Source organism: Arthrobacter sp. NtRootA1 (assembly GCF_019976975.1).
Lineage (GTDB): Bacteria > Actinomycetota > Actinomycetes > Actinomycetales > Micrococcaceae > Arthrobacter > Arthrobacter aromaticivorans.
Genome location: NZ_AP024630.1, coordinates 2,560,161 through 2,572,553, shown reverse-complemented (window position 1 = coordinate 2,572,553; position 12,393 = coordinate 2,560,161). Strand labels below are relative to the sequence as shown.

The window sequence follows — 12,393 nt, the reverse complement described above, 5'->3', positions numbered from 1 at the left end:
TCACTCCTGGCCTCGGTGGGCGATGGCTTCGATTTCCACCGTGGCACCGTACGGCAGAGCAGAAACCTCCACGAAGGTCCTTGCCGGGCGGGGAGCGCTGAAGAACTGCTCATAGTGACTGTTCGCTTCTTCGCGCAAGGTCAGGTCCGTGACGAAGTACGTGGTCTTGACGATGTCCTGCATAGACATGCCGATGGTCGCCAACCGTTCGGCGAGCCTGGTTGCGGCGGCCTCGATGGCCTCGGCTCGGCCACTTACGGGAATATAGTTCTCGTCAACAGACAACGCCCCGGATACAAAGCCGAAACCTCCGGCCTGATATGCCGGACTATAGGGATGAGCGCTCACTGACTTGCCTTTCATCGGAGTTTGTTTGGAATATGCCGGGGATTTCATGCGCTGGCCCATGGCAACGGGGCACCGGAAAGATCCACATAGATACTCTTTTGGCGCATGTAGGACCGGATACCGTCACGACCCTTTTCTGTGCCGAGTCCGCTTTCCTTGATCCCGCTAAAAGGGGTGGCAATGCTGAACTGTTTGTACGTGTTGATCCAGACAGTTCCGGCAGCAACGGCACGCGCAACGCGCCAAGCCCGCCGGTAGTCCGCCGTCCAGATGCCGCAAGCCAGGCCAAAAACGCTGTCGTTGGCTTGCGCAAGCAGATCGGCTTCGTCCTCAAAGGGAAGAACGACGGCCACTGGACCGAAGATCTCCTCCTGGCAGATCAGGTCTGAGTTGGCGACACCGGCAATGATGGTGGGTAGGTAGTACGCGCCCTGCTGCAGTTCCAGCTCTAGCGGCCGTGCTCCGCCACACAGGATGTCTGCACCGGCCCTGCGTGCGTCGTCAACCATCTTTTCGACGGAGTCTCTATGGGCGTGGGCAACAAGCGGTGCAACCTGAGTTCCGGCGTCGGTTCCCGGACCCAACCGCAGCGCTTTTGCCCCTTCGACCAGGCGTGCCAGGACTGCGTCATAGATGTCGCGCTGGATAAATACCCGGGATCCGGCGATGCAGCTCTGGCCGCTGGAGGAAAAGATCCCGTACAGCACACCGGCAACGGCTTGATCGAGGTCCGCATCCGAAAAAACGATGGTTGGAGATTTTCCTCCAAGTTCCAGCGTGATCGGCATGATTTTATCGGCCGCGATGCGACCCAACTGCCGGCCCGTCGAGGTGCCACCGGTGAAGGAGACCTTGCCGACATCCCTGTGGCGTGCCAGCGCATCCCCCACAGTCCGTCCCGGGCCCGGGAGCACCGATAGCAGACCCGCAGGCAATCCTGCCTCGTTACAGATCCTCGCCAGCAGCAGTGACACCCACGGAGCCCAGACCGGCGGTTTGATCACGACGGCGTTCCCGGCGGCAAGTGCCGGGGCAACCTTTTGCGCGTCGCTGGCAATCGGTGAATTCCATGGCGTTATCGCAGCCACCACGCCGATAGGTTCGTATGTGGAGATGCTCAGATAGTCACCCCGCGGCGGGGTTAGCGTGTCCTCCATCGTTTCAAGGGCTGACGCGGTGAATCGGAAGGTGGCAGCAGCGCTCATCGCCAAAGCACGTGTTTCCTTCAGGGTCTTACCGGTGTCCTGGGTCTGAAGAGTCGCGATGCGGTCGGCATTGGCTTCGATTGTGGCGCCAATCCTATACAGAACAGCGGCGCGTTCGTGCGGTAGTTTACGTGCCCAGCCAGACTCTTCTATGGCCGCCAGTCCGGCGGCGACCGCCACGTCTACATCCTCAACGGTGGCACCATGCAGTGTCGCGAAGACCTCAGAGGTTGCCGGATTGACTGACTCGATCAGCGCACCAGCGCCTTGGGCCCAGACCCCACCGACACAGATCTCATCGAGCGTGTCCACGCCCACGGCAAAGGCGTGGGAGGAGGCGAAACCCTCGGAATCCGCCCCTACGGGCAGGAGCAAATTGTCCGCATCGGCCTGTGTTGTCATGCTCACGGTCCACCAATCTTTATAGTCACTCAGGTTGCCGTCGGCGTGACGAGCGGCTTGCCCCGAGGTCGTGGGAGCGACCTGGAATGTGAACTAGGTCATGCCAAAATAATATCAGTACTAAGATACTTTGTGTCAAGGCACTCAGGGCTTGACCTTTAAGTGCTAAGGAGATAGAACTAACGCTGTGCCATGATCTTCACCACATTCAGGCACTCGGTCACCGCACGAAAGCGCGGCCAACGGCGAGCCAGCCCACGACCTGCGGTCAATGAAGAAGCAGCATGAACCTCGCCGACGACGCGTACGCCTCGTCCGAGGCCTGGGCCGGCAAGCCGCAAATGACGGTGGCGTGCCCCCGTATCAGGACTGAATTCGAAGCCCTCACAACCTAAGGATGTTCGATGGAGACGATGAGTGAACCCAAGAAGCAGGAAGAGACCAGAACGCATTGGTGGGTACTCTGTCTCGCATGCGCCGCTGTAGTGCTCGACGGCTACGACACGGTCGCGTTGGGCGTATCAATACCGGCGATAGCCAAGGATTGGGCTGTTGCACCCTCGAGCTTCACCCCTGCCTTATCACTAACCAGCGCTGGAGTGGCCTTGGGGTATCTCGCGGTCGGGCGCCTTGTGGCCAGGCTGGGAACGCGAAACGTCATTTTCGCAGCGGTCGTGGTGTTCACCGTCGGTTCGCTGTTGACAGCATGGTCGACTTCGATTGTTGAACTGACGATCCTGCGTTTCGTGACCGGCCTGGGACTGGGTGCCGTGCTGCCAGCCGCCGTGTCGCATGCAACCGCTGTCAATCCTGTTCGTTTGCGTCAGTCGATTGCAGTGGCCGTGATGACGGGCATCTCGCTCGGAGCCCTTATCGCAGGGTTGTCCGGTAGCAGTATCGTGGGATCCCTCGGATGGGAATGGGTGTTCATTATCGGCGCTATCGCGTCAGCTGTTCTTCTGCCGTTCCTTTGGTTCGGGCTGTCCAACCGCCAAGTCCCGGGAATGCCCATCGACGCTGCTGAGGCCAAGCACCACGCTTCCGTAGCGCGCCTTTTCGATGCGTCCGTACGAAGCAGAACGCTTCTCCTGTGGGCCTTTTCGTTCCTTATCTTTGCCGTCTACTACGTGTTCTCATCATGGTTGCCTACCCTGCTCACCAGCTACGGCTTCAGCACGGGCCTGGCACCGCTGGGGTCCGCGGCACTGGGGATTGGAAGCATCATCGGTGCCTGTCTTCTCATTCTCGGATCGCGTCGATACCGGATGACGTCAGTCCTGGCCGGAACCTCGGCAGCGGCGATCGTGTTCCTTGTTATCTCTGCATTCCTGGGCCCGGACAAAGCACTGCTGCTGCTGGTCTTCGGCGGCGTTGGCCTCGGCCTTCAGGCGGGCATGATCGGCCAAGCCGCGGTGGCAGTGTCGCTGTACCCGGAAGCAACAGTGACTGCCGGCGTCGGCTGGGCGGCTTCACTGGGCCGACTCGGATCGGTGATCGGACCTATCTTCGGCGGCGTCCTCATCGGACTCGGCGTGGATACGAGCATCATCGTTCTCTCTGTGTGCGTGCCCGTGATCATCGCCTTGGTGTTGGTGCTGGCTCTAGGGCGGATTACAGCTGCAAAATCCCGGACGCAAATGTCAGCACCTTCGACAAAAATGTCTCTCCCCACGCCGCCTCGGACCTAGCGCTAGCTGCCCGGCCACTGCCCCTCTCACCGAGCCAAGGGCAGTGGCCGGCGTCGTCGGAAGGGCTCGCCGACCTTGGACTGCTTAGGTGCAGTCACGTCCTCCATGCCCGGGTTCCTTCACTGTTGCAGGCAGTGTTATTCAAGGACACATGCCGTCCGCACCCAGGACACTCAGCCAGGCAGTCGGCCGAGCGTCAGGTTCCGCTGGGCCGTCCGGTTGCGATTGGTACTCTCCGTCAAGAGTCGGAGCACCTTTGTGTATTGGCTGGTTGGTTTGGCTGAGAGGTAAGCCAGACGCCCGGTTCTTACTTGCGATAATCTCCGCCATGATGGAGACCGCCGTTTCTGCCGAGGTAGCAGCGGAAAGGTCTAAACCGATTGGCGAACGGAGCGGCGCCAGAGTCTCCTCTGTGTGGCCCGCAAGGATTAGCCTGTCCCGGCGATCACGTGCCGTTCGGCGGGATCCCATTGCACCGATATAAGCAAAGCCGTGCCTGAGCGCTTCATCAAGGACCGGAACGTCGAACTTGGCATCATGGGTCAGAACGCATATCGCGGAGTCCCGTGCGATCCTTCCCAGTGCAATTTCCCGCCGAAGGTAGCGCCCTGGCTGATCAACGACGATTTCGTGGGCAGCAGGGATTCGCTCGGCTGTCGCGAAAACGGCCCGTGCGTCGCAGACAGTGACGCGAAATCCAAGAAATGCCCCAAGCTCCGCCAGCGAAGCGGAGAAATCGATGGCACCGACGATCAGCAACCTGCGCGGCGGGCGGTAGACATCGATCAGCAACGACAACGGCAATCCTGCACCAACCACCGCCGGGAGAGTGAATGGCATCGTTATTCCGGAGGCCATAGCATCCTGGATGGCGACCGCAGCCGCGCTGACTAGATCGGGCGGAAGTTCTCCTGCGCCGAACAGCTCTCTGAATTCTCCGCCTTCAAGCACCAGTTCCGAGTTGCCTACAAGCTCAGGAGGTCCGTCGAAGATGGTTACCATGGCGCACGGTAGATTCTCCCGAAGTGCCAGCCGCAGGGCAGCATAATGAGGGCACGAATCCGGCGTGAATGGTTGGATGAAAATCTCGATGGTACCGCCACAAGTCAGTCCTATGGCGAAACTGTCATCGTCAGAGATGCCAAAGCGGTGCAGCTCTGGTTTTCCGGTGGCCAGGACATCACGCGCGGCTTCGAGCACGCTTGCCTCTACGCAACCGCCGGAAACGGAGCCGAAGAGTGCTCCATCGTCACTTACCACCATTGACGTTCCAACCACCCGGGGCGCGGAGCCTTCAGTGCGCACCACTGTCGCCAGTGCGACCCTCCGGCCGCGTCGCGACGCCTGTTCCAGTACCTCCATGACCTCGCGCATCCTCGTCAGCCCCGCCCCTTGGTCGCTTGCGCATCACGGATGGCGTTGTAGACGCGTTGTGGGGTCATGGGTAACGAAGTTAACTGAGCCCCGGTGGCGTCGGCAATCGCTTGGGCAATCGCGGGAGCAATCGGCAGCATGCCTCCTTCGCCCATCCCTTTTGCTCCGAAAGGACCAGCGCCATGGCCCTGCTCCTGGGTTATGGACCAAAATCGGCGCGGGATGTCTTCCGCCAGAGGCACACGATAGAGAAGGGCCTCCGCATTAAGCAGTTCGCCGTTGTCATAGCGAAGTTCCTCGAAGAGCGCCTGCGCCAGTCCGAAGACTGCGGCTCCCTCATCCTGACCGCGGCAACCGAGCTTGTTGACAACCTTGCCAGCGTCGCCGCTTACCACTAGCTGAAGCAGTTCCACCTTGCCGGTTTCCGGATCAACGGCCACTTCGGCAGCTGCCCAGCCAATCTCCCAGAAAATACAGGGGGCCTCCAACGGTGCCCGCCGCGACGAACGGGCCTTGTAGAAGCCATCGCCGGTGAACTCGAAGCCCGTTCCGCCAAAACCATTCATGATCAGGGGCGCAAGTTCATAGGAACTGCCTTCAGCGTCAATCACTTGCCAGTTCGCCAGGCTTATCGATTCGCGCTCAAGTTCCAGATGTTCGGCCGCGAAATCCAGCACAGCGGACCTCACACGTTCGGCGGCTTGAAGGACGGCCCGACCCATGACTGCGATGCCTGAGGACGCATTGGTTCCCTGATCAAAAGGGTTGGAGTCAGTGTCAACCCGAGCAAACTTGACCCGTTGCGGGTCACAGGCAAGCACCTCCGCGACAATCTGGCAGAGGGCTGAGTGCCCACCCTGGCCCATTTCGATAAGGGCACAGTTGAGAAAGACATCCCCGCTCGTAGTCACCTTCACGCGGGCCTGGGCGGGCTTATTGACACCGCCACCGTCTTTCAGGCCGATTGCAACACCCATGCCCCGGTTACCGGAACGATTACGGTCACGATACCCAATAGCGTCCGCCACAAGGTTCAGCCCGTGTTTTAAGTCTGAATCGATAGGGGTTTCCCCGGGAACGAAGTCCTCGCCAAGGTCCTTCATGTTCTTCAGCCGAAGATCAAAGGGATCCAATCCCAGCCGTTCTGCGATGAGGTCCACCTGACGCTCACTTGCCCAAGTCGCTTGGGTCGCACCGAAGCCGCGGAAGGCGCCGGCTGGCACGGTGTTGGTGATTACGGCCTGGCAGACCGAATCGATGCGTTTCCATCGGTAGGCTCCGGGCATCCGGTATCCGGCCTTTTCGGCAACAAGCGGGCTGGCATCGGCGTAGGCGCCACCATTTAACAGAACCCGTGACTGGCGCGCGACAAACTCCCCATCAGCCTTGAGCCCGGATTTCACTGTGAGAACGGCATCATGCTGGCTCAGTGTCAGGAAAACTTCCTCAGTGGTCATGCAGTAGCGAACCGGCCGGCCGGCCGAAAGCTGTGAGAGTCGGATGGCTATGGTTTCGGTCTTTGGTCCGTTCTTAGCCCCGAAGGCGCCACCCAGAAGCGGGACATTGACCCGGATCCGGTTTTCCGGCAACCCAAAGACGTAGGCCAGTTCTTTGCGCATTGGGAACGGACTTTGCGTGGAAGTCCACACTTCTATTTCGTCCGCCGTTGCCTCGGCGACGGTTACAAACGGCTCAAGATGCATGTGGTTCATGCGGGAAAATGCGAAGGTGTCCTCGAAGACGTGGTCGCATTCGTCCCACGCGTCTTCAGGGCCCGTCTGATATCGGAATTCGTAGCTCACATTGTGCGCGCTCCGGGCATTCCCTGAGGCACCATCCCCGTATTCGGGAAACGCTGCGAAAGGTTCTGCGGGGAAAATCAAGGGAGCGGAGGGGTCCAACGCTGCTTCCGGGTCGAAGACGGCTTCGAGCTGTTCGTATTCGACGGTGATCAAATCCAATGCCGCAAAAGCGGTGTGCTCATCTATGGCCGCCACAGCGGCCACAACGTCACCAACGTAACGGACTAAATCAGTGGCTACGATTGGCTGATCTTTGACGTAAGTGCCATAGCAGTTCAGGCCCTTGATTTCGTCGCGGGTTAGAACAGCGGTGACTCCTTCCAAGCGTCGGGCGGCTTCGGCGTCGATACTTAGGACCCTGGCATGGGCATAGGGACTGCGCAGCACCTTGGCGTGCAGCATTCCGGGCCTGTCGATATCCACGGTGTAAACGGCGCGGCCCGTGACTTTTGCGGTGGCGTCGAGCCGAGGGAGGTTGCGGCCGACGATCGGCGCATCCTGCGCGGCTGTGAAGGGGCTGGGAGTTTTTGTCACTGGGGCTCCCCATTCGCCTGCGGGGTACGCCCCAGTTGGGCGGCACGTTCCACGGATTCCAGAATCATCTCGTAACCCGTGCAGCGGCACGTGTTCGAACTAATCCATTCCCGGATTTCCTCCCGGTCTGGCTCTGGATTTTCCCGTAGCAAGGCGGTTGTCATCATCAGCATGCCGGACGTACAGAAGCCACATTGAAAGCCCCCGCACTCCCTGAACGCCTGCTGCTGAGCGCTCAAGGTACCGTCTTTGGCAGCCAAACCCTCCACCGTTTCAACACGGGTGCCATCGATTTCGAAGGCAAACGTGGAGCAGGCAGCCACAGGAACGTCATCAATGAGCACCGTGCAGGCGCCGCAAACACTGCGCTCACATGAACCGCGGACGCCCCGTTTACCGCAGTTGTTTCGAAGCAGGTCCAGGACCGTCGTGCTGGTCGGAACGCTGTGCCTTTCCGGGCTTCCGTTCAGGTCAAATTCAAGATCCACAGTGAGCTTTTCATCCCCGACTGATGGGGAATCTTGTGCGTCGGGAGTCACCCGGTCCTCATTTCTGCTGGTAGCCGGCGGCGCGGGCAAGAAGTCGGCTGGAGAGTACGCCCACCAGATGGCGGCGATATTCGGCTGTTCCGGTGAAGTCGCCAGCTGCGTCCGGAAGCTGCGAGGCCAGGACGGCGCCCACTGCCACCGGGTCCAAATCGCTGATGGCAGTTGCGGCCGCAGTGTGTGAAAGAACGAAAGGTTGTCGGTATTCGCTGCCGCAGACGGCTGTAACGGTAATGCCGGCACCTGCCTGCCTGCGCACAGCGAGAGCCACAGTACTCACGGGGCGCATGGAGCGCTCGTAGCCGTACCACAGCAAAGAGCCGGTCTCGACAGTCACCCCGGTGAGAATGCCTGGACTCCTGGCGTCCCGGTCCCAAAGGGAAGACACGGGCAGGGTGGTGACGTCGCTGGCCTGAAAATGCATTTGCCCATTCAGGGCTGAGAGGATGACCGGAAGTTCGTACCGGAATCGCCGCGCCATAAGGTTGCCGCCGAGCGTACCGCGATAGCGGATTCGTACGGTCGCAATCGATCCCCAGGCCGTAGCCAGAGCGGGCATGAACGCACGAATGTCGGGACTGGTGCTGCCAGCATGGTGAGTCACCATGGAGCCAATACTTAAGACTCCGTCTTCGTGGGAAATGGAGCGCAATTCATTGACGTGTTGTAAGGAAATCACAACCTCGGGCTCGTATCCCTCGCGAATTTGCGCTACAAGGTCTGAACAACCCGCGGCCATCACGGCCTCCGGATGCTGTTCATTGAGGTCCACGGCCTCGGGCAGCGATGTTGGACGGTACAGGATGAACGGCGGCAGGGCTGACTGGTTCTGGGCTATCAGCCCTGCCCCTAACTTTTGGCCACGCAATGGTCCGACTTCCTTCGCTTTGGCTGGAGAGGGCTGCCCGCGACACGGCGGCCAATGCCAGCCACTCTTCCCTACTGAAAATGTGCAGTTTAGATCAAGACCAATTGTCTGAATACTCGTGAGTATTCAGCAATGGCTGGCTCCCACCTGAACGTGCGTTGACGTGATGGAACACCGGAAGGATGCTGGGCGGCCCTCAAACAGGGGCCGCCCAGCGTCGAAGGCGCTAGGCCGGGCGATCTCCCTTGAGAGTTACCCGGTGCATTAGCCTGTAGTGCGGGTGGTAGTCACCAACTGCGTAGTGCTGTGTAGACCGGTTGTCCCAAATGACAACGGAGTTTGGCTCCCAGCGGAATCGGACCTGGTATTCCGGGGTCTTGGCCAGGCCGGTGAGCATGGTTCGAAGCGAGTCGCCCAGTTGAGTGGGGACCCCCGAAATGCGGGTGGTGAACAACTCGTTCACGTAGACAAGCTTGCGGCCGGTTTCTGGATGCTTACGCACCACAGGGTGGGTCATTGGCGGAAATTTCCGACGGGTTTCTTCATAACGGGCTTCACCATTCTCGCCCTGGCGGACAACACCCGTCAGCTCCTTTTCCCAGTCATGCACTGCTTCGAGGCCGTCGATGAGCTCCTTCATTGTTTCAGGCAGGGCGTCATATGCGGCAGTCATGCTGGCCCAGAGAGTATCGCCGCCACAGGGTGGGATTTGCTGAGCATGGAGGCAGGTAGCGGAATTAGGATTCCCCTGCCAGGTCAAGTCCGAATGCCAGACGTCGGTTCCGGCGGCGCGCCCGCGAGACTCCAGGACCTCTATGAAGGGGTTGCCAGGGAGCGAGGGAAAGAAGGCACTGACTTCCTGGGGGTCACCGAAAATCTTCGCGAACCTAATCTGATCGTCAGGGCCGATCTGCTGGTCGCGGAGAAACAGTACCTCGTGCTTGAGGAAAGCGCTGCGCAGCTCGTCCTGGCATTCCGGGCTGATCTCTTCGCGCAGATCCAGTCCGTGGATAAAGGCGCCGATGGTAGGTGTTGCCCGTTCCAGGGTGAATGTCTTGAACTCAGGTTCGTTGGTCATGGTAATTCCTTTCTTGTAAGCGAGAAATCTAGAGCTTGTTTGTCAGGATTGGATTCCCCGGCCTGTGGCCGGCCACTGGCCGAACCATTCGGATTCGCGTTCGAAGTGGAGAACTCCGTGGTCTTGGGGATGTCCGGGTCGGGACCAGCCTTCAGCTCGATGGCTCTGCACCGATACCGGCACTCGCAGCCGCACATCACTCTGAAAAGGTTGGAGTAGGGAGACCGTCAACCCCGGCCGATTCGTTCCTGATACCGCCCGCCTGCGCTTTCCTCCGATTCGACCGCCCGAGCACAATGGCGCACGCGAACGATATGGCTCCGGCGACGAAAACATACAGCGAAGTGGAGAGAGAGGAGTTCGTTGCGCTGAGTAATGTTCCAGCGACGAGGGGGGCGATGGCGCTGCCGAAGAGGTTGCCCAGCGTGGTGGCCAGGGAAAGACCGCTATAGCGGACTCTCGCATCAAAGGCATCGGAGAAGTATGCGGGCTGAAGTGCCCACGGGGTGTATACGGCTACTGTTGCAGCGACATATCCCACGGCTATAAAGCCGTACATGCCCGCGTCCAGCGCCCAGTAAAGCGGGAAGGCCACAACACTAATGAGCGCAAGCCCCAGAAGGTAGATCCGTTGGCGACCGAATTTGTCGGAGAGTGCGCCCGCCATCGGAGTCACCACGAATCCAACCGCTGAAGTGGCAATGACCAAAATCAGCATGGAGCTTTCGCTCAAGCCCCCGGAGTTTTGGGTGTACACAAAGTTGTAGACGGTGATCAGGTAGAAGAAGATGCCCGGCGAGAGACTAGCCCCTGCGACCAGCAGCACCTGCTTCGGATGCGTGCGAAGAACCTCGATGATGGGAAGGCGCACCACAGCGTGCGCTTCCTTGACACGATCGAACTCCGGACTCTCGGCGACCCGCTTTCGAATGACCAATCCAGTGATGACAAGCACCAAGCTGAGCAGGAACGGAAGACGCCATCCCCAGGCCATGAATTCGTCCGTTGCCATTGCATCCAGGGGCAGGTAGACAGTCATAGCCAGGATCAGGCCAATAGCCACCCCAGCCTGCGGCCAGCTACTGAAGAATCCCCGCCGCCCCTCTGGCGAATGTTCCGTTGCCATGAGTACGGCACCGCCCCATTCCCCGCCAAGTGCGAATCCTTGCGTCAATCGCAGGATCACCAGCAGAACAGGTGCAAGGGCGCCGATCGCGGCATACGTCGGCAATAGCCCAATAGATACAGTGGCGACGCCCATGATCAGGATCGTGATGACCATCATTGGCTTTCGTCCCAATCTGTCCCCGAAGTGACCGAACACGATTGCCCCGATGGGACGGGCGACGAAGCCTGCGGCGAAGGTGGAGAAGGCAAGCAAGGTTCCGGTAGCGGGGTCGAAACCGGGGAAGAAATGATGATTGAAGACAAGCACAGCGGCGGTGCTGTAAATGAAGAAGTCGTACCATTCGATGGTTGTGCCGATCATGCTCGCAATAGCGACCTTTTTCGGCGAACCAGCGCCCGCTTGTTGGGCGACCGGAACTTTCATATTGTGCCTCCCGGCAATTGGCAAACAAGGGCCACGCGGTGCGCGACCTTGGCGAAGCGGGTGCTCTTGGGACACGCCGCTTTCTGGGAAAGTGCTGCAATCTGGAGGTCTGAAGTACTTCAGTAGTCATTATCTTACGACTGAGATGTTATGTGTGCAAGATCTCATTTTTAGATTTACGGAACTTGGTTGGACCCCCAGCACCAAGCCCTTCCCAGGGCATGGACCCAGCTGTCCTTGGAGTCTGAATGGGATTTGGGACAGTCACCGACGGCCCGACTTTTCACTTCGCGGGAGGCTCACCCGAAGGAGGCGGCCGAAGAGGAAACAGACTTCACCCGTGGGCACGCCTTGCCTATAAATTCCCGGGACATGGCGATACCCATGCGCAGCTATCGTCCGGTCATCATGCTCGCGACAGTTGCCGTAGGTCCCGTGCTGACCGGCTGTATGACGATCGACCCAGGCATGGGTCAGCGCGACTCAACAGCTCAGACCGGTCATCGAAGCTTTGGCGCGGCGGTGCACCTGAAAGAGGAGTCCTCGACTTTACGACTGATTTGTCGGCTCCGAGCCCTTTCCTTCCGCCCTCTCAGAACAAAGCTTGAAGGCGACGTCTGCCGCCCTGTTGGTCGCCACGGCAGGTGAAACGTCCGAACCCTGGCTTCCTTTCCCGGCTTCAAGGCCGGCGGCATAGCCGACCATGAAAGCCGTCACCGGCGCTGCTGCATGGATCACGGAGTCCGCAGATTTCCTGGCCAGATCAAGGACCAGTTCCTGGTCCACGTCGAGATCCAGGATTTGCAGCGCCCTCGCCAGTTCCTCACTCCATTGGGACAGAACCTGTGCTTCGTCGTCGCTGGGCATGATTTCTCCTTGCCGAAACTCTCGAGTGGTCGGAGGTGGTGCCACGAGAATACAAGGCATTCCCCCACAAGTCAGTGGGTTAACGGCAAATTGGCTGGCCCTGATCATTCCCACGAGCCGTTTCTGGAAC

At 59.6% G+C, this 12,393-nt stretch carries 10 protein-coding genes; 1 reads left to right on the top strand and 9 read right to left on the bottom strand.

Annotated elements, in window-relative coordinates; all coding sequences use genetic code 11:
• The gene (locus LDN90_RS11485; RefSeq protein ID WP_223949151.1) at window positions 1-348 is read right to left on the bottom strand and encodes a RidA family protein; all 348 of its coding nucleotides are present in this window, start codon (window positions 346-348) and stop codon (window positions 1-3) included.
• Window positions 349-392: 44 nt separating this feature from the next.
• The gene (locus LDN90_RS11480; RefSeq protein ID WP_346347009.1) at window positions 393-1,955 is read right to left on the bottom strand and encodes an aldehyde dehydrogenase; all 1,563 of its coding nucleotides are present in this window, start codon (window positions 1,953-1,955) and stop codon (window positions 393-395) included.
• A gap of 404 nt (window positions 1,956-2,359) precedes the next feature.
• Between LDN90_RS11480 and LDN90_RS11475 the strand changes: the two genes are divergently transcribed.
• Window positions 2,360-3,643 carry an MFS transporter gene (locus LDN90_RS11475; RefSeq protein WP_223949150.1) on the top strand — a complete coding sequence of 428 codons (1,284 nt, stop codon included), beginning with the start codon at window positions 2,360-2,362 and terminating at the stop codon, window positions 3,641-3,643.
• Window positions 3,644-3,784: 141 nt separating this feature from the next.
• On the opposite strand, the gene LDN90_RS11470 is transcribed toward LDN90_RS11475, so the two are convergent.
• The 7 genes from LDN90_RS11470 to LDN90_RS11440 form a co-directional block, all read right to left on the bottom strand.
• The gene (locus tag LDN90_RS11470; protein WP_223949149.1) at window positions 3,785-5,005 is read right to left on the bottom strand and encodes an XdhC family protein; all 1,221 of its coding nucleotides are present in this window, start codon (window positions 5,003-5,005) and stop codon (window positions 3,785-3,787) included.
• A 17-nt stretch (window positions 5,006-5,022) separates the two neighbouring features.
• Complete coding sequence (locus LDN90_RS11465; RefSeq protein WP_223949148.1) at window positions 5,023-7,353, bottom strand: xanthine dehydrogenase family protein molybdopterin-binding subunit; 2,331 nt, start codon at window positions 7,351-7,353, stop codon at window positions 5,023-5,025.
• A complete protein-coding gene (locus LDN90_RS11460; protein ID WP_223949147.1) occupies window positions 7,350-7,892 on the bottom strand; it encodes a (2Fe-2S)-binding protein in 543 nt (180 codons plus the stop codon). The genes LDN90_RS11465 and LDN90_RS11460 overlap by 4 nt, the downstream gene beginning before the upstream one ends.
• 7 nt (window positions 7,893-7,899) lie before the next feature.
• Window positions 7,900-8,766 (bottom strand): FAD binding domain-containing protein, encoded by an 867-nt coding sequence (locus LDN90_RS11455; RefSeq protein WP_223949146.1) that lies wholly within the window; start codon window positions 8,764-8,766, stop codon window positions 7,900-7,902.
• A gap of 226 nt (window positions 8,767-8,992) precedes the next feature.
• Window positions 8,993-9,844, bottom strand: coding sequence for a TauD/TfdA family dioxygenase (locus tag LDN90_RS11450; protein ID WP_223949145.1), 852 nt, complete (start codon window positions 9,842-9,844; stop codon window positions 8,993-8,995).
• 196 nt (window positions 9,845-10,040) lie between these two features.
• Complete coding sequence (locus LDN90_RS11445; RefSeq protein ID WP_216923655.1) at window positions 10,041-11,396, bottom strand: MFS transporter; 1,356 nt, start codon at window positions 11,394-11,396, stop codon at window positions 10,041-10,043.
• A 549-nt stretch (window positions 11,397-11,945) separates the two neighbouring features.
• Entirely contained in the window at window positions 11,946-12,263 is a 318-nt protein-coding gene (locus tag LDN90_RS11440; RefSeq protein WP_216923654.1) for a DUF6457 domain-containing protein, read from the bottom strand.
• Window positions 12,264-12,393 lie beyond the last annotated feature (130 nt).

Bases quoted from the DNA above. Each gene is read 5' to 3' on its own strand.
- LDN90_RS11475 (WP_223949150.1), top strand. From the start codon at position 2,360: ATGGAGACGATGAGTGAACCCAAGAAGCAGGAAGAGACCAGAACGCAT.
- LDN90_RS11470 (WP_223949149.1), bottom strand. From the start codon at position 5,005: ATGGAGGTACTGGAACAGGCGTCGCGACGCGGCCGGAGGGTCGCACTG.
- LDN90_RS11440 (WP_216923654.1), bottom strand. From the start codon at position 12,263: ATGCCCAGCGACGACGAAGCACAGGTTCTGTCCCAATGGAGTGAGGAA.
- LDN90_RS11450 (WP_223949145.1), bottom strand. From the start codon at position 9,844: ATGACCAACGAACCTGAGTTCAAGACATTCACCCTGGAACGGGCAACA.
- LDN90_RS11445 (WP_216923655.1), bottom strand. From the start codon at position 11,396: ATGAAAGTTCCGGTCGCCCAACAAGCGGGCGCTGGTTCGCCGAAAAAG.
- LDN90_RS11480 (WP_346347009.1), bottom strand. From the start codon at position 1,955: ATGACAACACAGGCCGATGCGGACAATTTGCTCCTGCCCGTAGGGGCG.